Below are 26,213 nucleotides of genomic sequence, written 5' to 3'. Positions count from 1 at the left end.
CCACCAGCCGGGAGAGTGACATGGGGACCAGCCGGACCATCCTGATCGGTGTGACGGGCGCGCTCTGTCTAGCGGGAGCCGTGCTCGCGCTGGCCGACGTCCAGACGCCCGCCAGGCTGATCTTGACCCCCATGTTCCTGCTCGTGGCGCCCGGCGCGGCCATCGCCGGACTGTTGCGTGATCGTGACCCTCTATCGGCTCTAACCGTCGGACTGGCCGCCAGTCTGGCTGTCAACGTTCTTCTCGCCGAGGCGATGCTCCTCCTCGACGCCTGGTCCCCGCGTGCCGGCGTGGCCACCGTCGCAGTTGTGAGCGCGTTTCTGGTGATCCTGCGCCAGCTTCACCGCCCCCGCACTCGCGTCACCCCCGCACAGCACAGCGGGTGACGACCCCACACCACCCTCTGCCCCACGACCGGGACGAGTTCCAACGCCATCTCGTCCAGTCGCGCCGGTCCGCTGGCAGTCTCCGCTCATGACAGACCGCCCGGAAGGACATCTCCGTCACCATGAGTCCCGAGATCACCGGCTTGCGGCCGCTTCCGCACGTCGAGCGATACACCGCCGTCGGCCCTCACCTCGCGGTCACGCCGACCGTCAGCGTCGTCGTGCCGGCCATGAACGAGGCCGAGAACCTGCCCCACGTCTTCGCGACCCTGCCGACGTGGGTGCACGAAGTCGTGCTGGTCGACGGCCATTCGACCGACGACACCGTCGAGGTGGCCCGGCGACTGCGGCCGGGCCTGCGGATCGTCCACCAGACCGGGCGCGGCAAGGGCGACGCCCTGGCCGCAGGCTTCGCGGCCTGCACCGGCGACATCATCGTGATGATCGACGCCGACGGCTCGACCGACGGCCGGGAGATCATCCACTTCGTGAGCGCGCTGGTCGGCGGGGCCGACTTCGCCAAGGGGTCGCGGTACGTCCCCGGCGGCGGCAGCGACGACCTCACGGTCACCCGGCGGGCCGGCAACAGCGTGCTGCGCACCATCGTCAACACGCTCTACCGCACCCGCTACACCGATCTCTGCTACGGATACAACGCCTTCTGGGCCCGCCACCTGCCCGCGCTCGACCTCGACTGCGAGGGCTTCGAGGTCGAGACGCTGATGAACATCCGGGCGGCCAAGGCGGGGCTGCGGGTGCACGAGGTGCCCAGCCACGAGCGCAACCGCATCCACGGGGAGTCGAATCTGCGCGCGGTCCGCGACGGGCTGCGGGTGCTGCGCACGATCGTGCGGGAGTGGCGGCGGCGCCGTCCGGTCCCCGGGCCGCTGGCGCAACCGGCCACGGCCGACCAGGGCGCGATATGAACACCTCGGTCGTGATCTGCGCGTACACCGAAGATCGCTGGGACGACATCGCCGCCGCCGTGGCGTCGGTGCGCGGCCAGACGGTCCAGGCGCGCGAGCTCATCCTGGTCGTCGACCACAACCCCGACCTGCACCTGCGGCTCAAGCGTTCCTACCCCGACGCGATCGTGCTGGAGAACGTCCACGACAAGGGCCTGTCCGGTGGCAAGAACACCGGCACCGAGGCGGCCACCGGCGCCTACGTCGCGTTCCTCGACGACGACGCGGTGGCCGACCCGGGCTGGATCGAGGGCCTCGAGTCGGCCATGGCCGAGCCCGGCGTGGTGGGGGCGGGCGGGCTGACCCGCCCGCTCTGGGCGACGGGACGGCCGGGCTGGTTCCCGGTCGAGTTCGACTGGACGGTCGGCTGCACCTACAAGGGCATGCCGGAGACCCGGGCGCCGATCCGCAACGTGATGGGCGGCAACGCGATCTTCCGCCGCGAGGTGATCGGCGCCGTGGGCGGGTTCTCCACCGGCATCGGCCGCAGCGTCGAGGGCGGCAAGAGCCGTCCGCTGGGCTGCGAGGAGACCGAGTTCTGCATCCGGCTCACCCAGAAGATGCCCGGCGCGGTGCTGCTGTTCGAGCCGTCGGCGGGCATCGGCCACCGGGTGCCGGCGGCGCGGGAGACCTTCCGCTACTTCCGGTCGCGCTGTTTCGCCGAAGGTCTGTCGAAGGCCCTGGTCACCCAGAGCGTGGGCAGCGGCGACGGGCTGGCGAGCGAGCGGTCGTACACCTTCAGGACCCTGCCCCTCGGAGCGCTCCAGGGCCTGATCACTTTGAGACCGGGCAGGTCGGTCGCCATCGTGGTCGGACTGGCCTGGACGACCTGGGGATACCTGGTCGGAAAGGCACGCGGATGACCCGGGTGCCGATCCTGATGTACCACTCGGTCACCGACCGGCCCAACGCGGAGACCCGGCCGCTCGCCGTGCGGCCGGGCGACTTCGCCGGGCAGCTCGACTATCTGGCCGCGAACGGCTTCACCCCGATGACGTTCGCGGGCCTGATCGCGGCCGTGAACGGCACGGGCGTCACCCTGCCGGACAAGCCGGTGGTGCTCACCTTCGACGACGGCTACGCCGACTTCCACACCGAGGCGCTGCCGATCCTCGATCGTTTCGGGTTTCCGGCCACCCTTTTCCTGACCACGGGGTGGGTGGCCGACGCGGGCGGCGAGGCCGCGGGGAACCCGCTCGACCACATGGTCACCTGGTCGCAGGCCCGTGAGGCGGCGGCGCAGGGCCACGAGATCGCCGCGCACAGCCACAGCCACCCGCAGCTCGACCAGTTGCCCGACGCCGAACTCCGGCAGGAACTCCGGCGCGGCAAGGCGGTCCTGGAAGACAGACTCGGACTCCCGGTGACGACGATGGCCTATCCCTACGGCTACTCCAGCGCGCGGGTCCGCCGCGAGGCGCGCCGGGCCGGGTTCTGGGCCGCGTGCGCGGTCGCCAACGATCTGGCCGAGCTGCCCGCCCCCGACATGCTGGCCGTTCCCCGCCTGACGGTGAGCCGGACCACCGGCCCCGGCCGGTTCGCCCGCGCCGTGGAGGGCCGGGCGCTGCCGCTGGTCTATCTCCGGGAGCGCGCGCTGACCCGTGGCTACGCCGTCGTGCGCCGGGGCAGGTACGGGATCGCGCGTTTCGCCAGAAGAGCATAAGGGGAGAAAACAGGGCGACCGAGGACATGAGGGGGCACAGTGGCCCAGGCATGGCTACCCGTCGCCAGTCGCATTCCCGCTCCCCAGGACGCCGGCCCCATGATCGGGGGCGCGCCCAGGGTGGTCTGGTTCATTTGGCCTACGGACCCACAAGGGATCTCGGCCAAATCCGTGGCCCAGCGGCTCGTTCAGCTCAACCGCCCCGCCCACCTGGTGTGGAATCCGGTGACAGGGCAGATCATCCAGCAGTTGTCGCCGACCCGCGCGGCCTGCGGCCTCACCGGAGACCTCAATCGGCACGGCCGGGTGTGCGTCCAGATCAGAGTGCTGGGGTCGGTGCACGAACCGTTCACCGACAGCAAGCTCGACGGTCTGGACGAGATCCTCGCCTGGCTGGATTCGTGGGAGGTCCCCCGGCGCTGGCCCGCCGGTCCGCCCCTACCTCCACCCCATTCGCTGGTGCACGACGGCGACCGCCGTCTCTGGGCCCGTGGGGGGCATTTCGGGCATTCGCAGGTTCCGGGTTCCGCCGAGGGGGATCCAGGGGCCATCGACGTCGCCCGCATCATCGGAGACGGCGCACCGCATTTAGAGGTGCCCCGCCCCCGGGAGGAGCTCCGGCTCCTGGAGAGCGTGGTCTAGGAGCGTTCTGACGATTCCGCAGCCCCGGCGGACGTCGTGGAGTGCGGCCGAGCCGTACCCGACGACCAGGCCGTGGACGCGGGGCGGGCCGTGGTGGTGGCGGATGGTCGTGTCGACCAGAACGCCCCGCTCACGGGCGCCCGCGACGATTTCCGGCACCACGTGTTCCGGAAGTTCCGCCAAGACGTGCAGCCCGGCCGTGTCGCCCTTGGTCCACGGACCGAGGGCGGCCACCACGGCCTCGCGTCTGCGGGCGTATTCCAGGCGCATGCGTCTCAGGTGCCGGTCCAGGTCACCGCGGTCGAGCATGATCGCGACCGCGCGCTGGACCGGGCCCGAGGTGCGGTCGGCGAGTTCCTTGCGCCTCCTCGCGACGCGGTCGAGCAGCGGCGGGTTCGCGACCAGCCAGCCGACCCCGACGTCGGGGCTGAGCGACTTCGACAGGGTGCCGAGCAGCACGACGTGTTCGGGGTCGAGGCCGTAGAGAGCGGGCAGCGGGGCCACGTCGTAGCGGAACTCGGCGTCGTAGTCGTCTTCGACGACCAGGGCGCCGGTGGCGCGGGCCCAGGCGAGCAGGCGTTCCCTGCGCGGGATCGGCAGCCGGCCGCCGGTCGGGAACTGGTGCGCGGGGGTGGTGTAGATCATCCGCAGGTCGCCGGGCAGGTCGTCGACGATCACTCCGTCGGCGTCGACCGGGCAGGGCACGATCTCGGCGCCCCTCCCGGCGAAGATCCACCGGGCCGCGCGGTAGCCGGGCTCCTCCACGCCCACCTTGTCGCCCGGCTTCAGCAGGGTGGCGGCGAGCAGGTCGAGCCCGTTCCCGGTGCCGCGCGTGATCAGCACGTCGCCAGGCCCGGCCGGGACCGCGCGGGCCCTGCGCAGGTGCGCGGCCAGGGCGTCGCGCAGCAGCGGGTCGCCGTAGAGGTCGGGCCGGGCGCTCATCGGCAGGTCACCGGCCGCCCGCCAGGCCCGGCGCCAGGCGGCGTCGTCGTAGTTGAGCACCCACGGCCGTCCCGGGCGCAGATCGATCAGGCCCGTCTCGGGGTCCTCTCCTTCCAACGGGGTGTGTACGTCGTCGGCCGCCTCCGAGCGGTGGCCCCCTTCGGCGTGGACGTGGGGGTACACCTCGGCCACGTAGGTGCCGGAGCCGTGTTTCCCTTCGAGCCAGCCCTCGGCGTAGAGCTGCTGGTAGGCCTCGGTGACCACGGTCCGGCTGACGCCGAGCAGGTCGGCCAGGCTGCGGCTGGAGGGCAGTCGGGAACCGGCGGTGAGCTGGCCCCCGCGCATGGCCGCGCGCAACTGGTCGCCGACCTGGGTCACCAGGGGCACCGAGCCGGCCCGATCGACGGCCACCGGCAGGTCGACCTGCAGCTTCCGCAAAGTGGTCTCCCTCAATGCCGCAGAAGTGGACGTGTTCGCCCAGGCCACTCGGCTCCTACGGTAGCCGCATGACCGAGCTGACCAGCACCCCCCCGACCACGGGCCTGTCCACCACGGGTCGTACCACCCTCGGCCGTTCCAAGGAGCGTGGCCGCACCGACCGGGCCGATCTCCATGCTGTCCTCGACGCCGGGCTGATCTGCCACCTCGGCGTGATCGTCAACGGCGCCCCGATGGTCATCCCGACCGGATACGGCCGCATCGGCGACACCCTCTACCTCCACGGATCCACCGGCTCCCGGAGCCTGCGCACCGCTCCCGGCGAGACGATCTGCGTGACGGTGACCCACCTCGACGGCATCGTGCTGGCCCGGTCGTCCTTCCACCACTCGGTCAACTACCGCTCGGCGATGATCTACGGGGTGCCGCGCCTGGTGGCCGACGAGGACGAGCGGTGGTCCGGGCTGGCCGCGATCACCGAGCAGCTCGCCCCCGGCCAGTGGGACTACACCCGCAAGCCCAACCGCAAGGAGTTGGCCAAGACCGCCGTGCTGGCCCTGTCGCTGGAGGAGGCGTCGGTCAAGATGCGCGCGGGCGGCCCGAACGACGACGACGAGGACTACGACCTGCCCATCTGGGCGGGCGTGCTGCCTGTCGTGACGACCTGGGGCGACCCGGTCACCGACCCGAAGCTGACCCAGCCGATCCCGGTTCCGGAGCATATTTCCGGTAGATGATTCGGCGAGGTTATTCGGCGGACTTTCCGACAACCGGTCCGCCGGGTCGCGCGTCTACTTAACGCATCGATTCTCAGCCGAGGCCGTCGCGGTCTCCCGCACTGGGGATGCACGAGGCGTCCGGCGCCCACGTGGCCATCGAGTACCCGAACAGGGACTTGCGTGGGCAGCCGGGCTCCCCTCGATGTCGCCACCCACATGCTCCGGATGCCGGCCGGCCACTCCGGAGGCGTAACGGATGATGAACTTCCGAACGACGGGACCCGCGCCGACGAGCGCGCCGCCGGCGACTCACAGCAGGCCGATCTGAGCGGTGACTCCGCCTCCCCTGACGCACGGGAACCGTGGATCGTGTCAAGGCGATGTGATCGCTGTCACTACGAATCCGATATCAGATGCCTTTCGGGTATGACTCGGCACCCTCCGCCCCATAGGTTGCGGTATCCCCTTACGATGAATCCGCCCAGGTCAGGAACCCCCACGACATGCCCTCCCAAAGCGGGCGTGCGCCTCTGTGTCCCCGCTCAGCCCGCCTGTACCACTAAAGTCACATTTGACACTGAGTCACTACAATCTCATGACTTTTCCCCTCGTGCCTTGAGTCACCGTTAGGCTCTGTGCTCGTCATGGTGGGGGCCCGGGCACATAAGGAGACCGCATGTACGGCCAGACCGGCGCCTGGCGGGTTCCCGGCTATACGGAGCTACGCGAGCTCGGCACCGGCGCAGCCGGACAGGTCGTGTTGGCTAGGCACGATGCCGATGGAACGCCAGTCGCGATCAAATATCTCTCCCAGGAACTCCTGGCCGATCCCAACTTCATCGCCCGGTTCCGGCACGAGGCACGCCTCCTCGCGCTGATGGACCGCAACCCGCACGCCGCACGCTTCTACGAGTACGTCGAGCAGCCCCACGGGGCCGCGATCGTGATGGAACTCGTCGACGGCGTCTCCCTGCGGGCGATGATCCGTTCCGAAGGCCCCACGGGACCCGAGGCCGCTCTTGCGGTCCTCAAGGGCTCCCTGATCGGCCTCGCCATCGCCCATGACATGGGCGTGGTGCACCGGGACTTCAAGCCCGAGAACGTCATGGTCGACGGCAACGGCCACAGCAAGCTCGTCGACTTCGGCATCGCCGCCCACGCGGGTGAGGGCATGCCCGCCTCGGGCACGCCGTCCTACATGGCGCCCGAGCAGTGGGCGGGCGCACCCGCCGGTCCGTCGACCGACGTCTACGCCGCCACGGTGGTGTTCTTCGAGTGCCTCACCGGTCAGCGTCCGTTCCAGGCCAACAACCTGGCCGCGCTGGCCCACCAGCACCAGACGGCCCAGCCGCCGGTCGAGCAGCTCCAGCCGCAGCTCCAGGGCCTCATCCAGCGCGGCATGGCCAAGCACCCGCAGGAGCGCCCGGCCTCGGCCCACGCGTTCCTCCAGGAACTTGAAGCCGTCGCGGTCGAGACGTACGGACCGCAGTGGGAGGAGCGCGGACGCCGCCGCCTGGCGGCTCTCGCCGGGCTGCTCGCCGCCTTCTTCCCGTTCGCCGCGGCCATCCCCGAGGCGCACACCCAGCTCGCCGACACCCAGCTCGCCGCCGACGGCGAGCAGTACGGCGGCGAATACGGCGGCGGTGAGGAGACGCGCAAGAGCGGCTTCTTCAGCAAGGCGATCGTCAAGATCAGCCTGACCGTCGTCGGCATGGCGGTGATCGCGGGCGGTACGGCCGTGCTGGTCGGCTCGATCAGCGGCGCCACCCTGTCGGCCGGGACGACCCAGCTCACCCCGAGCCCGCTGAACACCTCGGCGACCCCCGACCCGCTGGTCGAGGAGGTCGACGACGGCCTGATCGAAGAGGTCCCGGTCACCGAGACCCCCGAGGTCACCGAGTCGCCCGACGCCGACGGCAACCAGCCGCCGGTCACCCAGCCGACCCAGAACGCTCAGCCGAAGCCCACGCAGGGACCGAAGCCGAAGCCGACGAAGAAGCCCACCAAGAAGCCGACCGCCAAGCCCACCAAGAAGCCGGGCGGCGGTGGCGGTGGCCTGGAGGAGCCGGGCGACCCGACGGCCACGAGCGAGCCGGGCGACGAGACCCCCACCCCGACCCCGAGCGCCAGCCCGTCGACCACGCCTCCCACCACTCCTCCGCCGTCGACTCCCCCGCCGTCGACCCCGCCGCCGTCGACCCCGCCGCCCTCGGAGAACCCCACCATCGAGGGTCCGGGCTCGCCGGGTGGCCCCGGTTCCACTCCTCCGGAGACGCCGCCCACGCGTGACACCGATGAGCCGACCACCGTTCCGACGGTCGAGCCGACCACCGGTGAGACGGCCGCCGCAGGATTCTTCGCCATCGGCCTGATGACGACCGGCCTGGTTCCCGCCACACTTGCCGTGAAGCGGACCATGGCGGGAAGGCACCGGCGGAGGCGTAAGTAGTCATGCATGACGGGGGAAGTGTCGCGGGCCATCGGCTGACCGGCAGGACGAGGGTCAGCGAGGTCGGCACCTGGCACGACGCGGAAGGCCCCGGCGGCGAGCCGTCGGGGCTTCTGCGGTTCAACGATCACCTTCTGGCCGCCCCGGGCGCGCGTGAGCGCCTGGTGGCGGCCATTTCCGCTGATCGGCGACTGGCCCAATCGGGGCAGTACGGCCTGTTGCCGATCTCCGACCTGGTGGCCGCCCACGGCGAGGTCTGGCTGATCACCGGCCGCCGCGCCGTCCCGACGGTGGCCGACCTGCTCACCGGCGGGGCGCAGCTCGGGTGGGAGCTCGACGCCGGCAGCGCCGCCACGATCCTGATCGAGACCGCCCAGACCCTGCTGGGCCTGCACGCCGCCGGCCTGACCCATGGCGCGGTCCATCCCGGCACGGTCGTCATCGGCGAGGACGGCTCGGCCCTGCTGGCCGAACGAGGCCTGCTGGAGGCCCTGCGCGGCGAGCCCGCCTCACCGGAACGTGACATCGCCGCCTGGCAGGGCCTGGCCCGCACGCTCTCGGCGAGCTGGGCCACCGGACAACCGGCGCAGCTGCTCGACCACGCCGCCTCGGTGGCCGCCTCCCACGGCCTGGCCGCCGCCAGAGACGCCCTGACGAACGGCCGGGACATGCTCCCCGCCGGGTTCACCACCCGCGACTCGCTGGTGCGCACCCTGCACGCCTGGTCGGCGCTGCCTCCGGTGGCCGCCGCGCTGCCGCCGCCCCGGCTGCCGCAGACCGGCGAGCTGCAGACCCTGCTCGACCCGTCCCGCCATCCCAGCGCGGGCCTGGGCGGGTACTCCGGCGGGCCGCCCCAGGCGGAGTCGGGCGGCATGCGGTTCGGTCCGGGCGTGCCCGCCGACACCACGGCCGCCCAGATCTGGCGGCAGGGCGCCGCCACCCAGCACGCCGATCCCACGGCCAAGCCGCGCCGCAAGCCCAAACCCAAGCGCCGGACCGCCTGGTTCAGCTCCCTGCTGATCTGCGCGCTGCTCGCCGCGTTCATCCTGTATCTGCGGATGGCCCCGCCCGCCGAGATGGCGGTGTCCAAGGTCAGCGTGTCGGCCCCGAAGAAGACCCAGGGGTGCGACGCCAAGACCAGGATCATGGCGGTGGTCACCACCAACGGCGAGGCCGGGACGTTCAAATACGTCTGGGATCAGAGCGACGGCAAGAAGACCGAGGGCAGCCAGCGGGTCGAATCGGGTACGACTTCGGTAGATCTTCCGCTCATCTGGCAGGTCAGCGGACCGGGCAGATTCAAGGGCACCGCCACGCTGCGCGTGCTCGACCACACCCCCGAGGGCAAGCCCATCACCGACAAGGCGAGCTTCTCGTATAAATGCTGACTTCACTAGGCTGCCTGGCATGACGACGACCCCCTCCGGCTGGTACCCGGACCCCTACGGCTCGCCACAGCTGCGATGGTGGGACGGTTCGCAGTGGACCGACGCCACCCATCCCCTGGAGGGCCAGGAGGCCCCTGCGCCTCCCGAGCCCGCCGAGCACGCGGCCCTGGAGGCCGCGCCGGTCACCGCCACCGCCGTGTTCGCTCCCCCGCAGCCCACGCAGCCCACGCCGCAGTGGGGCGGCCCCCCGTCCGCCCCGTCGCAGCCGTGGGGCGCCACGAGCCAGCTTCCGATGCCTCATTTCGGGGCGCCGCCGAAGCCGCCGTCGCCGCTGCCCTGGGTGCTCGGCGGAGTGGGCATCGTGCTGGTCATCGCCCTGGTCGTGGGCGGCGCGTTCGTGTTCCTGAACCAGGGCTCCGGCAACACCCCGATCGCCCAGCCGCCGGCCACCGCCGAGCCGCTGCCGCCGCCCCCGGCCGAGACCGAGCAGCCGCCGCAGGAGACGATCCCCGACCAGCCGCAGCAGCAGCCGTCGATCACCTCGTTCCCCCAGCCGGAGGACGGCCGCATCGACGACCCGGTCTCGGGCCTGAGCTACAAGTTCCTCGGCGAGCCCTGGGCGGTCAGCGACCCGAAGACCATGAACAGCCCCAACGACCCGACCTACCCGCTCTTCACCAGCGCCTACGCCGCCGTCTCGCAGAAGGCGTTCAACGGCAAGGAGGGCGCCGACTGGATGGGCACCGTCGCGGCCGCCCAGCTCCCCCAGATGCTCCCCTACCGGGGCGTCGAGGACCTGGAAGTGGTCACCACGACGCTGCTGTCGGCCTACGAGCCGGCCTTCTACTCGATCCCGCACGAGCGCCAGGTGATCCGGAACGAGGCGCTCAAGGTCGGCGACCGCGACGCCTGGATCATCGAGTACAAAATGGACTTCAGCGCCGAGGCCGCGAAGAACAAGTACGAGTTCAAGACGGAGACGGGCGCGTTCGTGCTGGTCGACATGGGCGAGGGTGAGCGGCCGTCGTTCTTCTACGTGTCGATCCCCGACAACCTGAAGTCCGACCAGGTAGGCGATGTCCTGGACTCCCTCCAAACGAACTGAGCGGGAGCACTACGCTAAGGACATGAACGACCTGCTGGTCTGGATCGACTGTGAAATGACCGGGCTCGACCTCGGGCGAGACGCACTGGTGGAGGTCGCCTGTGTCATCACCGACGGTGAGCTGAACCAGCTGGACCAAGGGGTCGACGTCGTCATCAAGCCCCCGCCGGAGTCGCTGGAGCAGATGTCGGAGATCGTGCGCACCATGCACACGGCCTCCGGCCTGCTCGAAGCCCTGGCGGGGGGCGTGACCCTCGGCGAGGCCGAGGCCATCGTCCTGGATTACATCCGGAGCCACCTCCCGGAGGCCAAGAAGGCCCCGCTGTGCGGCAACTCGATCGCCACCGACCGCTCGTTCCTGGCCCGGGACATGCCCGTGGTGGACAACCACCTCCACTACCGGATGATCGACGTCTCCTCGATCAAGGAACTGGCCCGCCGCTGGTACCCGCGGGTCTATTTCGCCTCGCCCGAGAAGCAGGGCGGCCACCGCGCCCTCGCCGACATCACCGAAAGCATCCGGGAACTCCGCTATTACCGGGCAACCGTGTTCGTCCCGCAGCCCGGTCCCGACTCGGCGACGGCGCGCGACACGGCGGAGGCCGTTAGTAGTTCGTAGATGTCTCGCGATACCGCTACACTCGTGCTTGTACGCGAGACCGGGTGAGCGGGATCGCGCACATGGTGGGTATAGCTCAGTTGGCAGAGCGCCAGGTTGTGGTCCTGGATGTCGTGGGTTCAAGTCCCATTACTCACCCCAGATAAGGGCCGGTCCTTCGGGACCGGCCCTTCATCGTTTCGCGGCCGGCTTCCCGGCACAACCCCGGCCTGCACCGATCGCGCAACGGTCCGTCGTTCCGGGGTGACTTATCGCAAGACGTGATTTGCCCTCAAAGCAACCCCCACAGGGCTTTCACGCGGGTTAAACTCGCACACAACCGCTACGCCGGACGCGCGGGGGCCCTCGGCGGCTTAATCTCTGCCACGGATCTCTGCCACGGAGGCCAGATGCGAGTCGACGAACCCACCGGAACGGCACTCAGCAAGCGCGAGACCGAGGTCATGGACCTGATCGCGGGCGGGCATTCCAACAACCAGATCGCGCAGCAGCTGTTTCTCAGCGAGAAGACGGTCAAGAACCACGTCAACCGGATCTACGCCAAGCTGGGCGTCGCCTCCCGGGGGACCGCGATCGATCTGTGGTCAGGGCGCGAGGCCGCGTCTTAGGCGGGACAGCCCCACTTCGATCTCCTCCGGGGTGACGTTCAGGGGTGGGCGGAGCCGTACGGTCCCCTCCGAAGCGGGCAGGACGAGCAGTGACTCGCGCTCGCGCAGCCGGGTGACGACCGCGTCGCGGTCATCCACGTCGAAGGCGGCGAGCAGCCCACGACCGCGCGCGGCCCGCAGCAGGCCCTCCGCCTCCAGTTCCCGCAGGGCCCCGAGGAGTTTGTCGCCCAGTACGGCGGCGTGTTCCATGAGGCCGTCGCGTTCGATGATCTGCATGATCCGGGTGGACCGGACGATGTCGGTCAGGTTGCCGCCCCACGTGGAGCTGATGCGGCCGCTGACCCGGAACACGTTGTCGGGGACCAGGTCGACTCTGCGGCCGGCCATCACACCGCCTACCTGCATCTTCTTGGCGAACGCCACGACGTCGGGCTGAAGGCCGAGGGCGCGGTAGGCCCACGGCGCACCGGTGACGCCGACGCCGGTCTGGACCTCGTCCACGACGAACAGGGCCTCGTATCGGTGGCACATCGTCTGCATGGCTCGCAGGAACTCGGGGGTGAGGTGGATGTCGCCGCCCTCGCACTGGATCGGCTCGGCGATGAAGCAGGCGATGTCGTGGGGGTACTTGCGGAAGGCCTCCTCCGCCTGGGCCAGGGCGTGGTCTTCTCCCTGGGCGGTGTCGACGCGGGGCCAGCCGAACTTGGGGAAGCGGTCGGTCTTGATCGGTTCGGTGTTGGTGAGCGAGAGCGTGTAGCCGCCCCGGCCGTGGAAGGCGCGGGTCAAGTGGAGCACCTGGGTGCCCAGGCCGGGGTGGCGGCCGTTGGCCTCGTTCCAGCGGCTCTTCCAGTCGAAGGCGACCTTCAGCGCGTTCTCGACGGCCGCCGAGCCGCCCTCCACGAGGAACAGGTGGGGCAACTCGGGGTCGCCGAGGACGCGCGCGAACGTCTCGGTGAAGGCGGCCAGCTCCTCGGTGTAGAGGTCGGAGTTGGACGGTTTGTTGGCGGCCACTCGTCCGAGGCGGGCGAGGAAGGCCGGGTCGTCGTCGAAGGGGTTGAAGCCCAGGGGCGACGAGGCGTACGAGGTGAAGAAGTCGAGGAGTCTCCGGCCGTCGCGGGCGTCGACGAGCCAGGAACCCGAGCTGCGCGCCAGATCGAGGACGACCGGCAGGCCGTCGACGAGCAGGTGCCGGGAGAGCCGCTCGTGAACCGTCATTATGGAGATATTCCCGTCTTATGGGCTCATACGCGAAGATCTTTCAGCTGGGATGTTCTTCACCCGGAAGGCCAGATAGAGCAGCGCCACGCCCAGGATGATGGCCAGGACACCGATCAGCCAGGCCAGGGACAGTGCGCCGGCGGCCGGCCAGATCACCAGCACCACGCCGAAGACCACCGACAGGACGCCGGCCAGCATCAGGCTCCAGTCGCTGTCGATCCGCCTGCGGGCGTGCACGGCGGCGATGATCTCCAGTAGGCCGGTGACCACGAACCAGGCGCCGATCAGCCACAGCAGCACGATCGCGGTGATCGCGGGCCAGGTGGCCACCACGATTCCGGCGATCACGCCGATCACGCCGGAGACGATCATCCAGGTTTTGGAGCCTCTGTTGGCCTCGCGGAACGCCCCGGCGATGGTGAACAGGCCGTTCACGATGGCGTAGGCGGCGAAGACGTACACCAGCGAGAGCAGGGTGATGCCCGGCCACGCCAGGGCGATGACACCGAAGATCACCGCCAGCACGCCGCGGACCGCCAGTGCCCACCAGGTGTCCCGGCTGACCGGCCGGAGGCCCGGGTTCAGGTCGGCGTTCAGATCATGCATGAGACCTCACCTCCATCAGGAGGTACCTGTCCCGAAATATCCCTAATTCAGCTCTTATGTCGGCCAACAATTAGAGAGCGTTCAAGAAGCGGGCCGCCACCGGGATCGCCACGTCCCGGCCGGTGCCGCCGTTCTTGACGAAGACCGCGAAGGCCAGGTCGTCGTGGAAGCCGACGAACCAGGCGTGGTCGTGCTGGCCGGCCTGCTCGGCGGTGCCGGTCTTGCCGCTCACCCCGGCGGGCAGGCCGGTGTTCTCGGCGGTGCCCTCCGACACGACCGACGACATCATCGTGCGCAGGCCGTCGGCCACTCCGGGCGCCAGCGGCGCGTCGGGCGGCTGCGCGCCCGCGTCGGTGAGGAGCCTCGGTGCGCGCCAGACGCCGCTCTGCACGGCCGCCGCGACCGTCGCCATGCACAGCGGGGTGGCCTGCACGGTGCCCTGGCCGAACGACGCCTCGGCCAGCGCGTCGGGGTTGTGCGGCTCGGTCAGTGAGCCGCAGGTGCCGCCCGCGCCGGTCGACAGGGTGGCGCCGAAGCCGAAGGCGGCGGCCTGGGCGCTCAGCGTGGCGGCCGGGACGCGTTCCACCGCGAGCTGGGCGAACGTCGTGTTGCACGACTCGGCGAAGGCCTGCCGGAAGCTGATCGTGCCGAAGTCGTGGTTCTGGTAGTTGCTGATCAACCGCCAGCCGGGGATCTGGTACTGCGCCGGGCAGGGCACCTGCTGGTCGGGGGTGACCCCGGCGCCGAGCAGCGCCGCCGCGGTGACGATCTTGAAGGTCGAGCCAGGTGGGAAGGGCGAGGAGAACGCGCCCTTGCCGCCTAAGCGGTCGGCCACCGCGAGGACCTCGCCGGTCGAGGGCTTCATCGCGACGAGGGCGGCCGGGTTCTGCACCGGGTCGAGGGCGCGGGCGGCGGCCATCTGCACGTATTTGTCGATGGTCGTGGTGAACACCGGGCCCTCGGTGACCGGCTGTTCGTGGCGGTAGACCTCTTCCACCTGGTCGCCGAAGGGTTTCTCGATCACCACCCGCCAGCCGCCGGTCGACGGGTTGGGCGGGGCGTGCGCCGCCAGTTCGTCGACATAGGAATCGGCGTAGCTGTTGGGGGGCAGGCCCTCGCCTTCCCGGGTGGCCAGCCGGTAGGGGGCGCCGGGCAGGTCGCGGCGTTCGATCGTGTCGCCGTGTTCGAGGTCGGGGAAGATGGCGTCGGGCGACCAGTCGACCATCCACCTGCGGCCGACCACGATGAGGCGGACCGTCGAGGTCAGCTTCATCGGAGGGCCGTCGGCCATCTTCCACTCCCCCGTGAACGACAGGTCGGCGGTGGCGTCGTCGATCTCGTCCACGGAAAGAGGGGTGAAGACCCGGCCGGCCGCCTGCAGCGCCGCGTCGGCGGCCTGGTGCAGCGAGGTGAAATCCTCCGGTGGGTCGCTGACGAGCTCGCGCATCGCCGCCAGGTCGCCCCTCTCCCACACCTTCAGGTAGGCGGTCCCCGCTTCCAGAGGGGTGTTGCGGTTGCGGTTCTCCGGCTCCACGAGCTCGTCGGGCACGTCGGCGGGCGTCGCGGTGGTCACCGGTTCAGGGGGCGGCACGCTCCGGCCGCTCACGATGAGCCCGGTCACCCCGGCCACGAACATGGTGACGACCGCCGCGACGAGAACGAGCAGGGGCCGCCTGCGCATTAGGTTCTCCTGGGAGGTCGGAGTGCACTCCTGGATATACCACGCGAAGACGACAGGCAGAGAGATTGTGATGGCGAAGTCCACGAACCCGGTACCGGGCCGCTACCTCGTCGTGTTCGGCGAGGTCGACCTGCTGCGGGACCTCGACAACCCCGACGGCTGGATGCTGCTCATGGACGGGGTGCCGCAGTCGTACGTCGACCTGGCCGACCCGACGCATCTCGACTTCGAGTACGTCCAGCTCATGGGCATCGCCGTCGACTGCCTGCCGGAGGGACCGCTCGACGTGACCCACGTGGGCGGGGGCGGGTTCACGCTCCCCCGCTACGTCGCGGCGACGCGGCCGGGGTCGCGCCAGATCGTCATCGAGCCCGACCACGCGCTGGTGCAGCTGGTCAGAGACCAGCTATCGCTCAAATCCGTGCCCCGGCTCAAGGTGAAACTTACGGGTGGACGAGAAGGCGCGACCCTGCTGGAGGACGCGTCGGCCGACCTGGTGATCCTCGACGCCTTCGCCGGCGCGACAATGCCTCTCGAGCTGGCCACCGCCGAGTACATGGGCGATCTGGCCCGCGTCCTGAGACCGACCGGCACGCTGCTGATCAACGTCGCCGACGGCAAGGGGCTGATGTTCGCGCGGCGCCTGCTGTCGACGGTCAGAAACGTGTTCCGGCACGTCACCCTGCTGGCCGAGCCCGGCGTGCTGCGGGGACGGCGGTTCGGCAACCTGATCGTGGTCGCCTCGAACCGCGATCTGCCGCTCGACCGGCTCGTGCGGTCGGCCGCCGGCGGGCTGACGCAGGCGCGCTGCGTGTCGGGTGAGGATCTGGTGAAGTTCGTCGCGGGCGCGAAGGTCATCCACGACGGAGACCCGGTGGCGGTTCCCGTGCCGCCACCTGCGGTCTTCGGTTAACTCCCGCTCAGGCCCCGTGGGAGCGGGCGATCTCGTCGATGCGCTCGGCCAGCCGGTAGTCGAGGTCGGTCAGGCCGCCCGCGTCATGGGTGGTGAGCGTGAAGTGCAGGGTCCGCCACCGGATGTCGATGTCGGGGTGGTGGTTCATCTTCTCGGCCTCTTCCGCCACCCGGTCGACGATGAGGATCGCGGCCGGGAAGTCGGGGGCCTGGATGGTGCGTCGCAGCGTTTCGCCGTCTTTGGTCCATTCCATACCGTCACCGTCTCACAGGCGCGGCCAGCCGCCCGCTGTCGGCGTGGCCTTGGCACGGGCCCTGCGCGCCATCGACATGATCCCCCTGACCATGTGCGTGGCGTGGGTCTGCTGCCGCGTCGCGATCGACTTGGCCAGTATCGGCTCCAGGTCGGTCATCAGGCGCGGGAGCTGGGAGACGCTCCACTCGTGCCAGCGGGAGAACTGGGTGCCGCCGCTGTCACTGTCCTCCTGCCGGTAGGCGACCATGACCGGGCAGTGGTCGTTGGCGTACGCCAGCCACGACTCGATGGCCGAGTTGAAGCGCTCCACGCGCGAGTGGGCGGCGTAGAACCAGCCGTCGTCGCCCAAGTAGTCTTCGTCGCCGGGCTTGGCCGGGTAGGCGCGGGCCAGCGCGCCGTGCAGGAACAGGCCCGAGGCGACCATGAGCTGGCGGCCGTCGGCCCAGTCGATCGTGTCTTGGAGCGGTCCAGGGCAGCTCGATTCGATCGCCGACCGTTGGTAGCTGGAGGGCTCGCGCTCGAAGCGCACATGGACCTCGGCCCACATGTAGTACTTCGCCTCACCCGCCCCGTAGAAGGGGAAGGGGAACTCGTTCATCAACGGAAACTCCAGAGGGGCTGTCGAACAGGCGATATTAACCGTCGCACCTGACCGAACTCCTAGCATCCGTAGGATTGCGGGGATTTACTGTCTTTCGTGTTCGTGGGACGCGAAGTAGAAATGTCCGCCCTCATCGGAGCCCTGGAAGCCGGGGGCCTCGCCGAGGTGACGGGTGAGCCCGGCATCGGCAAAACCCGGCTGCTGACCGAGTTCGCCGTCGAGGCTGACGGCCGGGGGGTCAAGGTCCTGCGGGGAGTGGCGACCGAGTTCGAGCGGGAGATGCCCCACCGGGTCTTCGAAGACGCGTTCGGAGTGCTGGGCGGGGGTGACCGGCTGGCGCTGGCCCGGACCGTCCGGGAGCACCTGGCCGAGCTGGGCCGGGTGGCCTTGATCCTCGACGACCTCCACTGGGCCGACCCCGCCTCCTGTGAGCTGCTGGCCTACCTGATCCGGCGGCCGGCCAAGGAGCTGCTGCTGGTGTGCGCCTACCGCGACCGGCAGGCGGGCAACCGATTACTGGGCGCGCTCGCGGAGGCAGGACCGGCCGCGATCCCGCACGACCGGTTGCGCCTCGGGCCGATGTCGCTCGGCGAGGCGCGGGAGCTGGTCGGCGACCGGCCGGAGCTGCGTGAGCTGCACGACGAGAGCGGCGGCAACCCGCTCTATCTGAAGGGCCTGGCCGGTGGCGCCGCCGGGTCGACCCTGACCGGGCTGCTCGCCGGGGAGCTCGCCCGGCTGTCCGACATGGAGCTGCGGGCGGCCCAGGCCGGGTCGGTGCTCGGCGACGCCTTCACCCCCGACGACGTGGCGATGCTCGGGCCGATCCCGGGCGTGCTGGGTGAGCTGGCCGCCCGCGACCTCATCCGCGACACCGGCGACGGCCGCTTCCGCTTCCGCCACCCCCTGCTTCGCCAGCTCGTGTACGAGGGCGCCGACCCCGCCTGGCGCATGCTGGCCCACCGGCTGGCGGCGCGGGAGCTGTCGGCGCTGGGGGCGCCGGTCCGCGAGGTGGCGCACCACATCGCGCGTACCGCCAGCCGGCACGAACCCGGCGACCTGCCGACGCTGATGACGGCCTCCCACGAGGCCGTCACCGTGGCCCCCGGATCCGCGATCGAGTGGCTGAGAGCGGCGAAACCGCTGGTCGGCGATCTGACCGAGCACGCCTCCGTGGACCTGCACGTGCTGCTGGCGCGGGCGCTGATGTTCGACGGCCGCCTCGACGACGCCCGCACCGCCCTGCACGAACTGCTCCCGGCCATGCCACCCGGGGCCCGCAGCGAACTCGTCGCCGCCTGCGCCGTGGTGGAACGCCTCCTCGGCCGGTACGCCGAAGCCACCTCCCTGCTGATCACCGAGGCCGCGGGGGGCGGCGGGGGCGCCTGGCTGCACCGCGAGATGGCCACCCTGCGGCTGCACCTGGGCGAGGTGCCCGCCGCGATGACCGAGATCGCCGCCGCGGCCGCGGTCTCCGAGAGCCCCGAGGAGCACTCGGCCGCGCACTCGCTGCTCGCCTTCGCCACCGCCTACGAGGGCGAACCCGGCCCGGCCGAGGAGGCCATCGAGATCGCCCGGCAGGCCGCCGACGGACTGAGCGACGCCGACGCCGCCCGCGACCTGACCACGCTGACCAGGCTGGCCTGGGCCGAGTCGTTCATGGACCGGCACGCCGAGGCCGACCGTCACGCCCGGCGCGCGCTGGTGCTGGCCCGCGCGCTGCCCCGCAGCGGGGTGCTGGCCGACGTGCTGATGGCGCTCACCCAGCTCAGCGGCCGGATCGGCAACATCGACGAGGCGATCGTCTTCGGCGAGGAGGCCGAGGACGTCGCCTGCCAGTCGGGCAGCCCGACCCTGCTGGCGCTGGTCCGGTCGATCCTGGCCGAGTCGGTCGCCCACAAGGACCTGTCGAGGGCGGTCGGCCTGGCCGCCTGGGCGAGCGATTCGGTCGCCGGGGTCGACGGCTGGTGGTCGGCCACCACGGTGAGCCTGTCGGCGCAGGTGCTGCTGGTCGCCGGGGAGCCCGACCGGGCCCGCTGGATGCTGCTCGGCATCGGCGGCGGGGTCGCCATGCCGCAGTGCCAGCCGGGCTACCGGCCGATGTGGCTGGAGACCCTCACCCAGGCGCTGCTCGGCTGCGACGAGGTGGCCTGGGCCAAGGCCGCCGCCAACGCCGCGGTGGCCGCCGCCGACGCGCTGACGCTCCCGGCGCAGCGGGCGTTCGCGCTGCGCGCGCTGGCCTGTGTACGGGCCGCCGAGGGCGACCTCGCGGGGGCCGCCGAGTTCGCCGTGCAGTCGGAGGGTCTGTTCCGCGTGGTGGGAATGCGGCCCCAGGTCGCCCGGACGCTGATCATGACCGCCCCCTTCAGGGACGACGGCCACAAGGCGCTCGCGATGGCCAAGGCGCTGGCCGTCGAGGTCGGGTCTGTCGTGCTGGCCGAGGAGGCCGAGCGCGAGCAGCGCCGCCTGGCCGCCCGGGGCCCCCGCAGGGGCGACCTGCTGACCAAGCGGGAGCGGCAGATCGCCGAACTGGCCAAGACCGGCCTGACCAGCAAGGAGATCGCCGCCCGCCTGATGCTGAGCAGCCGTACGGTCGACGACCATCTCGCCCACGTCTACCGCAAGCTCGGCGTCACCTCGCGCACGGCGCTCGCCAACGTGCTGAACGGTGTCTAAGGAAGAGTCGCATAGCGAGCCACAACCGGCCTTCGGCCGTCTGCGTCTCGCTATTTGACCGCCCCTGCGGTCAGACCGGTCTGGATCTGGCGCTGGAAGACGACGTACACGATCAGGATCGGGATGATCGCCATCGACAGGGCCGCGAACAGGCCGGCCCAGTCGGCCTCGTAGCCGGCGCTGGTCGAGATGTTGGCGATGCCCTGGGTGATCAGCCACTTGTCCTGGCGGTCTCCCGGGAGCAGCACGATCGGCAGCAGGTACTGGTTCCACTGGCCGATCACGTTGAAGATCGTGATGCTGACCAGGCCGGGTTTGGCCATCGGCAGCATGATCTGGAAGAACGTGCGGGTGTGCGAGCAGCCGTCCATCATCGCGGCCTCGGCCACCGTGGTCGGCAGCGTCCTGAAGAACGCGGACAGGAAGAACACGGTGAAGGGGAGCGAGAAGGCGACGTACACGATGACCACGCCGGTGTGGGTGCCGAGCAGGCCCACGTTGTCGACGACCTTGTAGAGCGCCGACAGCGCCAGGAACGGCGGGATCGACAGGCCGGCCACGAACAGCGTGTAGATGATCCGGTTGCCGCGGAAGACGTACCGGGACAGCACGTAGGCGGCCATCGAGCCCAGCAGCATCGTGAAGAACGTCGAGAAGGCCACCACGATGATCGTGTTGATCATGTACTCGCCGATGCGCGAGGTCTCCCAGGCGCGGCCCCACGAGCCCCAGTTCCACGACTGCGGCAGCGACAGCGGGCTGTCGCCGAAGATCTCGGTGTTGGACTTGAACGAGTTGAGGAACGTGTAGACGATCGGCGTCACCACCATGATCGTCCACAGGACGAGCACGACGTGGGACAGGCCGCCGAACAGACGCGAGGACTGCTGCTTCATCTAGTACTCGATCCTCTCGCGCCGGGTGACCCGCAGAGTGAGGGCCGCGAACGTCAGCACCAGGAAGACCAGCGCGACGCCCATCGCCGAGGCGTAACCGAACTTGTAGTAGGTGAAGGTCTGCCGGAAGATCTCCAGCGGCAGCACCGTGGTCGAGTTGTCGGGACCACCACGGTCGACCGACAGAACCTGGACCAGTGCGAACGCGTCGAACGCGGCGATGCCGAGGTAGACCCAGCCGACCTGCACGGTGTTCCACACCAACGGCAGCGTGATCTTGAAGAACAGGGTGAAGCGGTTGGCGCCGTCGAGCGCGGCGGCCTCGAAGACCTCTTTCGGCACCCCGGCCATGCCGGCGCTGAACAGCACGACGTAGAAGCCGACGCCCTGCCAGACCATGACACCCATCAGGGTCCACAGCGCCAGGTCGGGGTTGATCAGCCAGCCGACCGGATCGACGCCGAACAGGCCGAGCACGCTGTTCAGGATGCCGGTCTTCTGCGGGTTCAGGATGGCCTGGAACAGCACACCCACGATGACGACCGCGAGGACCTGCGGGAAGAAGAAGACGACCTTGTAGAAGGCCGACCCCCACACTCCCCTGAGCTGCCCGTTCTTCTGCCCGCCCCCGAGGTTGAGCAGGAACGAGAAGAACAGCGCGATGACGATCGTGACCAGCGGCATGACAAGCAGGATCAGTCCGTGGTGCCGGACCGCGGCCCAGAACGCGTCGTCGTCGAGCAGGCGGGTGAAGTTATCCAGCCCGACGTACTCGAAGTCGGGCGAGATGCCGCGCGAGTTGGTCAGCGCGAGCTGGAGGGCCTGAAGGTTCGGGCTCACGAAGAAGATGATGTAGACCGCCAGCGGCACGGCCAGGAAGGAGGCGATGAAGCCCCACTTCCTGACCGCCCCCGGCGCGGGCCTGCCACGCCGCATGGGTCACACGGCCCGGTTCTGCTTGACGATCGACGAGTCCGCCTTGGTCTTGTCGGCCGCCTCCTGCATCTTGGTGGCGAACTCCTCGGCGCTGATCCGGCCGAACATCAGGGCGTTGGTCTGCTTGCGCAGCTCGGTCTCCAGCTCCTTGTACCAGCCCTCGAACGAGGAGAAGGTGACCACGTTGGTGCCCGCGGCGGTCTGCGCGGCGGCGACCGAGGTCAGGCCGGGCGACAGGGTGAGGCCCTCGGTGGCGCCGATGACGACGGTCAGCGACTTGGTCTTCTCGGTGAAGTCGCGGGCGCCCTGCTTCGACAGCATCTGGCGCAGGTATTCGAGGCCGCCGGCCGCGTTCTTGGCCTTGGACGGCACCACGAAGCCCTCGGCGGCCGCGGCGCGGATGGCCTCGTAGGGCATCTGGTCGGCGGCGGTGACCGAGGGGGTCGGCACCATGCCGTATTCGAAGCCGGCGGGGGTGTCCTTGGCCTGCTCGGCCTCCAGCCACGAACCCGACGGGTAGAAGGCGACCTTGCCCTGGTTCTGCTGGGTCTGGACCTCGGTGTGGATGAGGCCCTCGTAGGCCTTGTCCATGTACTTGCCGATCTCGGCCCAGGCGGCGGCGGCCTGCTTGACCGAGTCGTTGTTCCAGGCGTTGTCGGCCAGGTTGTCGATGTCGAGCAGGACCTTGTTGCCGCCGATCTTCGCGGCCGAGATCAGGATCATCCAGTAGGCGTAGTAGGCCGCGTTCTTGCCGGCGTAGCCGAACGGCACGATGTCCTTGGCCTTGGCGGCCTCGGCGAAGGTCTTGAACTCGTCGAAGGTCTTCGGCGGGGTCCAGCCCTCCTTCTCGAAGAGCTTGGCGTCGTACCAGAGGCCGTAGGCGGTGTAGACGTAGTTCAGCGTGTACGGCTTGGCGGGGTCGCCGCCCAGGCCCGACTCGATGGTGCCGGGGACGATGACGTCCTTGACCTTCTTCGTCGGGTCGTCGACGCTCGGGGCCTCGAACAGCGGGGTCAGGTCGAGCAGCTGCCCGGCGTTGATCAGGGCGCCGCCGTCGAGGTTGTCGGTGCCGGAGTTGTTCACCACGTCGGGCACGTCACCGGCGGCGAAGCGCGGGGTGAGGGTCTGCCCGATGGTCTGGATGCCCTGGTGCTTGATCGTCGCGCCCGGGTACGCCTTCACATAGAGGGGCTCGTGCGACTGGGTGGCGTACTCGTCGCTGTAGCCGCCCTTGAAGATGACGACTTCGAGCGGGGTGGAGGCCTGGACGTTGAACGGGTTGTTCGCCGAGGCGCTCGCGCCGCCGGTCGTCGGAGCGGCCGAAGGTGCGGCCGCCTCGGAGCCACCGCCGCCGGTGGCACATGCGCTCAGAAAGGGACCTGCGACGAGGGCGGTCAGTCCGACGCGGGCCAGCAGCTGACGGCGCGTGATGTCACGGGGCGTGATGGTCATCCAACTCTCCTGATGCCGGGGGGATCAATTAGGAAAGTTTCCTAAACGTTCGTGAACGTACGAGCGAGGCCGGAGCATCGTCAAGATGTCGAGGTCGGTCTAGACCAACCTGTGACGTGACCGCGATGGTACGTGTGCCAATCGCAGCCTTTTGTCATGTTATGGGGGATATTAAACATGGGACGATCCCCTCTTGACAGCCGAGCTTGACCGTATCTTATGCCCTATATGGCCTCTACTGGTATAGACCGGCTGACAGATAGTGTGATCGCCATGATGGAGCTCCAGAAGGAGTTGTGCCGGTACGGCCACCGCGCCGCCGCCCTCGGGCTGGTGATCGGCACCTCCGGGAACCTCAGCGTGCGCCGGGACTCCCTGGTCACGGTCACCCCCTCCGGGGTGGCCCTCGACGCGCTGACCCCCGACGACTGCCCGGTCCTGACCCTCCACGGCGAGATCGTCTCCGGTGCCCGCGCGCCCTCGTCGGAGACCCCGATGCACCTGGCCCTCTACAAGGCCACCGGAGCTCAGGCGGTGGTCCATACCCACGCCATGTTCGGCACCGTGGTCGCCTCCACTCTGACCGAGCTCCCGCCGATCCACTACAACGCGCTGCTGCTCGGCGGCACGGTCCGGGTCGCCGAGTACGCCACCTACGGCACCCCCGAGCTCGCCGCCCACGTGGTCGAGGCCCTGCACGGACGGCAGGCCGCACTGATGGCCAACCACGGCAGCGTGTCGATCGGCCGCACCCTGGAGGAGGCGTTCGAGGCGACCCGGCTGCTGGAGTGGCTGTGCGAGGTCTACGTTCGGGCCCTCGGCGTCGGCGCCCCGCGCGTGCTCACAGAGGACGAACTGGTCGCGGTGATCGAAAGGGCCAGTAAGGGTTCGGGAAACGCCTGATCGTCGCGCGCCCTGCCGGTTAACTCCCTTGATCGAATGACCCGTGGGAATTTCTCGCCACAAGGGGGACACCATGGGATTGCTCGCCAACGCCGCACTCGTCGCAGGAGTAGCCGTCGCCGCCATGCAGGCGCCGGCGGTGGCCTCGCCGCACCCGACGACGCAGGCGATCCACGTGCCGTGCTCGACGCCCGCGCTGGCCAGTGCCATCACCACCGCCAACCTGAGCCCGGCGATCCTGAAGCTGGCGCCGAACTGCTCCTACAACCTGACCACGGCGCTCCCGCTGATCACCGGCCGGATCACGCTGAAGGGCACCGCCAACACCGCGATCAAGCGCGACCCGGGGGCCGTGGCGCTCCGCATCCTCGAAGTGAGCCCTGCGGGCAACCTCACCGTCGAGGACCTGTTCATCCTGAACGGCCAGCTCGGCTCCACCGACGGCGCCGGCATCAGGAACGAGGGCAACCTCTACCTGCGGCGCGTCACGGTGTCGGGCAACCAGACCAGCACCGGCAGCGGCGGCGGGCTCTACAACCTCGGCCGGGCCACGATCCGGAACTCCCTCTTCACCACCAACCTGACCCTGACCGGGAACGGCGCAGGCATCTACAACAACGGCGACCTGCACATCATCGACAGCGCCGTGGCCGGGAACGTGCTGAACAACCACGGCGGCGGCATCTACACCGCCGCGGGCCGCACCTCGAAGGTCGTCCGCACCGCCGTCAACGGCAACCTGTCGGCCACCCAGGCCGGCGGCGGCATCGCCAGCGCCGGCATCACCACGCTCGACAACTCCTGGGTCAGGCTCAACAAGTCCATCCTCGCCGGCGGCGGCGTCGTCGTCCTGCCCGGCGGCGTCGTGACGCTGCACCGGTCGGGCGTCCGGGACAACAGCCCGACCAACTGCGCCCCCGTGAACACCGTCCAGGGTTGCGTGAACTAGGCCAGGCTGCCGGGCAGTCGATAGATGGGGGCGGGCTCGATCTCCGGGGCCCGCCTCCGGCCTCTTCGTGGTTCCTCGTCGGCGCAGAGATAGGCGTACATGCCGGCGAGGAGCCGCTGCACGTCGGAGTGGGGACGCACGACCAGCCGCAGGAAGCGGCTGTTGAAGCCGAGCTTGTTGCCGCACTCGCGGATGTAGACGCCGTGTTCGCGGATCAGGAAGTCGCGCAGCTCCCGGCCGTCGCGGCCCTCGGGGAGCTTGCACAGCACGAAGTTGCCCTGCGACGGGAAGACCCTCAGCCCCGTGAGGGACGCGAGCTGCCGGATCATCATCTCGCGGTCGTGGGCGACCAGCCGGAGGCTGTGACGGTATTCGTTCATGTGGGCCTTCAGCATGAAGACCACGACCTCGGCGAAGGAGTTGAGGTTCCACTTCGGCAGCACGCGGCGGACCAGACCGGCGATCTGCGGATTGGCCACCAGGTAGCCGAACCGGACGCCGTGCAGCCCGAAGTTCTTGCCGAGGCTCTTCAGCACCACCACGTTGGGCCGGATCACCGCCTCGTCGGCGACGCTGGCGAGCGGCTCGGAGTCGACGAACTCGATGAACGACTCGTCGACCACGACCAGGTCGAGGTCGGTCAGCCGGTCGAGCAGCCGGATCACCTCGTGGCGGGGCAGGTAGCCGCCGTCGGGGTTGTTCGGGTTGCAGATCACCGCCACCCGCGACCCGCGCTCCCGGATGAACCGGACGTAGTTCTCGACGTCCAGCCGGAACCCCTGCGACTCCAGCAGCGGGAACATGTCGCACCGTTTGCCGGTCTCCAGCGGCTGGTCGGTCCAGCGGCCGAAGGTGGGCACCGGCACGGCCAGGCTCTCGCGGACCATGAGGTGGTCGAGCCAGGTGATCAGCTCGGTCGAGCCGTTGCCCATGGCGATCGTCGACGGGTTCAGGTCGAGGGCGTCGCACAGCTCCTTCGTGATCGTCTCGGCGTCGCTCGGGTAGTACTTGAGCATGTCGACCAGGTTCGCCCGCAGATCGTCGAACATCCCCGTCGTCGGGAAGTAGGGGTTGCACGGGATGCAGAAGTCGACGAGGTCCTCACCTGCGGCGCCGCGCCGCAGGGCGAAGTAGGACGGACTGTGCGCGTCGCTCCGCAGCAACGCCAGGTCTACGGATGCTGTCACGCAGGAGATTACGCGCCAG

Annotated in this window: 25 protein-coding genes and 1 tRNA gene; 16 read left to right on the top strand and 10 right to left on the bottom strand. The window is 69.7% G+C overall.

Features of this window, described 5'->3' with window-relative positions; genetic code table 11:
• The first annotated feature begins 20 nt into the window (after window positions 1–20).
• From AW272_RS11035 to AW272_RS11015, 5 genes are all read left to right on the top strand, one after another.
• Window positions 21–386, top strand: a complete 366-nt coding sequence (locus AW272_RS11035; RefSeq protein ID WP_066363422.1) for a hypothetical protein — start codon at window positions 21–23, stop codon at window positions 384–386.
• A gap of 122 nt (window positions 387–508) precedes the next feature.
• Window positions 509–1,312, top strand: coding sequence for a glycosyltransferase family 2 protein (locus AW272_RS11030; protein WP_066363421.1), 804 nt, complete (start codon window positions 509–511; stop codon window positions 1,310–1,312).
• Window positions 1,309–2,214: a glycosyltransferase family 2 protein gene (locus AW272_RS11025; RefSeq protein WP_066363419.1), complete on the top strand. Its 906-nt coding sequence runs from the start codon at window positions 1,309–1,311 to the stop codon at window positions 2,212–2,214. The genes AW272_RS11030 and AW272_RS11025 overlap by 4 nt, the downstream gene beginning before the upstream one ends.
• Window positions 2,211–3,014 carry a polysaccharide deacetylase family protein gene (locus tag AW272_RS11020; RefSeq protein WP_066363418.1) on the top strand — a complete coding sequence of 268 codons (804 nt, stop codon included), beginning with the start codon at window positions 2,211–2,213 and terminating at the stop codon, window positions 3,012–3,014. The genes AW272_RS11025 and AW272_RS11020 overlap by 4 nt, the downstream gene beginning before the upstream one ends.
• Window positions 3,015–3,185: 171 nt before the next feature.
• Entirely contained in the window at window positions 3,186–3,656 is a 471-nt protein-coding gene (locus tag AW272_RS11015; RefSeq protein ID WP_245657401.1) for a hypothetical protein, read from the top strand.
• Here AW272_RS11015 and pdxR read toward each other — a convergent pair.
• Window positions 3,603–5,036 carry a MocR-like pyridoxine biosynthesis transcription factor PdxR gene (pdxR, locus tag AW272_RS11010; protein ID WP_066363417.1) on the bottom strand — a complete coding sequence of 478 codons (1,434 nt, stop codon included), beginning with the start codon at window positions 5,034–5,036 and terminating at the stop codon, window positions 3,603–3,605. The genes AW272_RS11015 and pdxR overlap by 54 nt on opposite strands.
• 68 nt (window positions 5,037–5,104) lie before the next feature.
• Between pdxR and AW272_RS11005 the strand changes: the two genes are divergently transcribed.
• From AW272_RS11005 to AW272_RS10975, 7 genes are all read left to right on the top strand, one after another.
• On the top strand, window positions 5,105–5,773 hold the full coding sequence (locus AW272_RS11005) for a pyridoxamine 5'-phosphate oxidase family protein (protein ID WP_066363415.1): 669 nt from the start codon (window positions 5,105–5,107) through the stop codon (window positions 5,771–5,773).
• A 658-nt stretch (window positions 5,774–6,431) separates the two neighbouring features.
• Entirely contained in the window at window positions 6,432–8,204 is a 1,773-nt protein-coding gene (locus AW272_RS11000; RefSeq protein WP_066363414.1) for a serine/threonine-protein kinase, read from the top strand.
• A 2-nt stretch (window positions 8,205–8,206) separates the two neighbouring features.
• Entirely contained in the window at window positions 8,207–9,592 is a 1,386-nt protein-coding gene (locus AW272_RS10995; RefSeq protein ID WP_066363412.1) for a protein kinase family protein, read from the top strand.
• Between the two features lie 19 nt (window positions 9,593–9,611).
• Window positions 9,612–10,697 carry a DUF2510 domain-containing protein gene (locus AW272_RS41900; protein WP_066363410.1) on the top strand — a complete coding sequence of 362 codons (1,086 nt, stop codon included), beginning with the start codon at window positions 9,612–9,614 and terminating at the stop codon, window positions 10,695–10,697.
• A 22-nt stretch (window positions 10,698–10,719) separates the two neighbouring features.
• The gene (orn, locus tag AW272_RS10985; RefSeq protein ID WP_066363408.1) at window positions 10,720–11,316 is read left to right on the top strand and encodes an oligoribonuclease; all 597 of its coding nucleotides are present in this window, start codon (window positions 10,720–10,722) and stop codon (window positions 11,314–11,316) included.
• Between the two features lie 65 nt (window positions 11,317–11,381).
• A tRNA-His gene (locus tag AW272_RS10980) sits at window positions 11,382–11,457 on the top strand.
• 248 nt (window positions 11,458–11,705) lie between these two features.
• Entirely contained in the window at window positions 11,706–11,924 is a 219-nt protein-coding gene (locus AW272_RS10975; RefSeq protein WP_066363405.1) for a helix-turn-helix domain-containing protein, read from the top strand.
• Here AW272_RS10975 and lat read toward each other — a convergent pair.
• From lat to AW272_RS10960, 3 genes are all read right to left on the bottom strand, one after another.
• The gene (gene lat / locus AW272_RS10970) at window positions 11,901–13,139 is read right to left on the bottom strand and encodes an L-lysine 6-transaminase (protein ID WP_066363403.1); all 1,239 of its coding nucleotides are present in this window, start codon (window positions 13,137–13,139) and stop codon (window positions 11,901–11,903) included. The genes AW272_RS10975 and lat overlap by 24 nt on opposite strands.
• An 18-nt stretch (window positions 13,140–13,157) precedes the next feature.
• On the bottom strand, window positions 13,158–13,748 hold the full coding sequence (locus AW272_RS10965; RefSeq protein WP_066363401.1) for an HdeD family acid-resistance protein: 591 nt from the start codon (window positions 13,746–13,748) through the stop codon (window positions 13,158–13,160).
• A 70-nt stretch (window positions 13,749–13,818) separates the two neighbouring features.
• Entirely contained in the window at window positions 13,819–15,429 is a 1,611-nt protein-coding gene (locus AW272_RS10960) for a penicillin-binding transpeptidase domain-containing protein (protein ID WP_066363399.1), read from the bottom strand.
• Between the two features lie 70 nt (window positions 15,430–15,499).
• Here AW272_RS10960 and AW272_RS10955 point away from each other — a divergent pair, with 70 nt between their 5' ends.
• Window positions 15,500–16,342 carry a spermidine synthase gene (locus tag AW272_RS10955; RefSeq protein ID WP_066363397.1) on the top strand — a complete coding sequence of 281 codons (843 nt, stop codon included), beginning with the start codon at window positions 15,500–15,502 and terminating at the stop codon, window positions 16,340–16,342.
• A 7-nt stretch (window positions 16,343–16,349) separates the two neighbouring features.
• Here the strand turns inward: AW272_RS10955 and AW272_RS10950 are convergent, their stop codons facing one another.
• Both AW272_RS10950 and AW272_RS10945 read right to left on the bottom strand, forming a co-directional pair.
• A complete protein-coding gene (locus AW272_RS10950) occupies window positions 16,350–16,595 on the bottom strand; it encodes a 4a-hydroxytetrahydrobiopterin dehydratase (protein WP_066363395.1) in 246 nt (81 codons plus the stop codon).
• Between the two features lie 12 nt (window positions 16,596–16,607).
• Complete coding sequence (locus tag AW272_RS10945; RefSeq protein ID WP_066363393.1) at window positions 16,608–17,195, bottom strand: hypothetical protein; 588 nt, start codon at window positions 17,193–17,195, stop codon at window positions 16,608–16,610.
• A gap of 99 nt (window positions 17,196–17,294) precedes the next feature.
• Between AW272_RS10945 and AW272_RS10940 the strand changes: the two genes are divergently transcribed.
• Window positions 17,295–19,871 (top strand): LuxR C-terminal-related transcriptional regulator, encoded by a 2,577-nt coding sequence (locus AW272_RS10940; protein ID WP_369408724.1) that lies wholly within the window; start codon window positions 17,295–17,297, stop codon window positions 19,869–19,871.
• A gap of 50 nt (window positions 19,872–19,921) precedes the next feature.
• Here the strand turns inward: AW272_RS10940 and AW272_RS10935 are convergent, their stop codons facing one another.
• From AW272_RS10935 to ngcE, 3 genes are read right to left on the bottom strand one after another with little or no spacing between them, the layout of a single operon-like run.
• Complete coding sequence (locus tag AW272_RS10935) at window positions 19,922–20,767, bottom strand: carbohydrate ABC transporter permease (protein ID WP_066363389.1); 846 nt, start codon at window positions 20,765–20,767, stop codon at window positions 19,922–19,924.
• Window positions 20,768–21,703 carry a carbohydrate ABC transporter permease gene (locus AW272_RS10930; RefSeq protein WP_066363386.1) on the bottom strand — a complete coding sequence of 312 codons (936 nt, stop codon included), beginning with the start codon at window positions 21,701–21,703 and terminating at the stop codon, window positions 20,768–20,770.
• A gap of 3 nt (window positions 21,704–21,706) precedes the next feature.
• Entirely contained in the window at window positions 21,707–23,155 is a 1,449-nt protein-coding gene (gene ngcE / locus AW272_RS10925; protein WP_066363385.1) for an N-acetylglucosamine/diacetylchitobiose ABC transporter substrate-binding protein, read from the bottom strand.
• A 273-nt stretch (window positions 23,156–23,428) separates the two neighbouring features.
• Here ngcE and AW272_RS10920 point away from each other — a divergent pair, with 273 nt between their 5' ends.
• Both AW272_RS10920 and AW272_RS43750 read left to right on the top strand, forming a co-directional pair.
• Entirely contained in the window at window positions 23,429–24,058 is a 630-nt protein-coding gene (locus tag AW272_RS10920) for a class II aldolase/adducin family protein (protein WP_245657399.1), read from the top strand.
• Window positions 24,059–24,131: 73 nt separating this feature from the next.
• Window positions 24,132–25,007 (top strand): hypothetical protein, encoded by an 876-nt coding sequence (locus AW272_RS43750; RefSeq protein WP_066363383.1) that lies wholly within the window; start codon window positions 24,132–24,134, stop codon window positions 25,005–25,007.
• Here the strand turns inward: AW272_RS43750 and AW272_RS43745 are convergent.
• A complete protein-coding gene (locus tag AW272_RS43745; RefSeq protein ID WP_174551807.1) occupies window positions 25,004–26,194 on the bottom strand; it encodes a pyridoxal phosphate-dependent aminotransferase in 1,191 nt (396 codons plus the stop codon). The two genes, AW272_RS43750 and AW272_RS43745, sit on opposite strands and share 4 nt — an antisense overlap.
• Window positions 26,195–26,213: the final 19 nt, after the last annotated feature.

It is taken from the genome of Herbidospora mongoliensis (assembly GCF_001570545.1).
In the GTDB taxonomy this organism is placed as follows: Bacteria; Actinomycetota; Actinomycetes; order Streptosporangiales; family Streptosporangiaceae; genus Herbidospora; species Herbidospora mongoliensis.
This window is presented reverse-complemented; position numbering and strand designations above follow the sequence as displayed.

Bases quoted from the DNA above. Each gene is read 5' to 3' on its own strand.
- AW272_RS10995 (WP_066363412.1), top strand. From the start codon at position 8,207: ATGCATGACGGGGGAAGTGTCGCGGGCCATCGGCTGACCGGCAGGACG.
- AW272_RS10965 (WP_066363401.1), bottom strand. From the start codon at position 13,748: ATGCATGATCTGAACGCCGACCTGAACCCGGGCCTCCGGCCGGTCAGC.
- AW272_RS11025 (WP_066363419.1), top strand. From the start codon at position 1,309: ATGAACACCTCGGTCGTGATCTGCGCGTACACCGAAGATCGCTGGGAC.
- AW272_RS43750 (WP_066363383.1), top strand. From the start codon at position 24,132: ATGGGATTGCTCGCCAACGCCGCACTCGTCGCAGGAGTAGCCGTCGCC.
- AW272_RS11000 (WP_066363414.1), top strand. From the start codon at position 6,432: ATGTACGGCCAGACCGGCGCCTGGCGGGTTCCCGGCTATACGGAGCTA.
- AW272_RS11005 (WP_066363415.1), top strand. From the start codon at position 5,105: ATGACCGAGCTGACCAGCACCCCCCCGACCACGGGCCTGTCCACCACG.
- AW272_RS11020 (WP_066363418.1), top strand. From the start codon at position 2,211: ATGACCCGGGTGCCGATCCTGATGTACCACTCGGTCACCGACCGGCCC.
- AW272_RS10975 (WP_066363405.1), top strand. From the start codon at position 11,706: ATGCGAGTCGACGAACCCACCGGAACGGCACTCAGCAAGCGCGAGACC.
- ngcE (WP_066363385.1), bottom strand. From the start codon at position 23,155: ATGACCATCACGCCCCGTGACATCACGCGCCGTCAGCTGCTGGCCCGC.
- AW272_RS10930 (WP_066363386.1), bottom strand. From the start codon at position 21,703: ATGCGGCGTGGCAGGCCCGCGCCGGGGGCGGTCAGGAAGTGGGGCTTC.
- lat (WP_066363403.1), bottom strand. From the start codon at position 13,139: ATGACGGTTCACGAGCGGCTCTCCCGGCACCTGCTCGTCGACGGCCTG.
- AW272_RS10950 (WP_066363395.1), bottom strand. From the start codon at position 16,595: ATGGAATGGACCAAAGACGGCGAAACGCTGCGACGCACCATCCAGGCC.
- orn (WP_066363408.1), top strand. From the start codon at position 10,720: ATGAACGACCTGCTGGTCTGGATCGACTGTGAAATGACCGGGCTCGAC.
- AW272_RS11030 (WP_066363421.1), top strand. From the start codon at position 509: ATGAGTCCCGAGATCACCGGCTTGCGGCCGCTTCCGCACGTCGAGCGA.
- AW272_RS10935 (WP_066363389.1), bottom strand. From the start codon at position 20,767: ATGAAGCAGCAGTCCTCGCGTCTGTTCGGCGGCCTGTCCCACGTCGTG.
- AW272_RS41900 (WP_066363410.1), top strand. From the start codon at position 9,612: ATGACGACGACCCCCTCCGGCTGGTACCCGGACCCCTACGGCTCGCCA.
- AW272_RS10955 (WP_066363397.1), top strand. From the start codon at position 15,500: ATGGCGAAGTCCACGAACCCGGTACCGGGCCGCTACCTCGTCGTGTTC.
- AW272_RS11035 (WP_066363422.1), top strand. From the start codon at position 21: ATGGGGACCAGCCGGACCATCCTGATCGGTGTGACGGGCGCGCTCTGT.
- AW272_RS10920 (WP_245657399.1), top strand. From the start codon at position 23,429: ATGATGGAGCTCCAGAAGGAGTTGTGCCGGTACGGCCACCGCGCCGCC.
- AW272_RS10945 (WP_066363393.1), bottom strand. From the start codon at position 17,195: ATGAACGAGTTCCCCTTCCCCTTCTACGGGGCGGGTGAGGCGAAGTAC.
- AW272_RS10960 (WP_066363399.1), bottom strand. From the start codon at position 15,429: ATGCGCAGGCGGCCCCTGCTCGTTCTCGTCGCGGCGGTCGTCACCATG.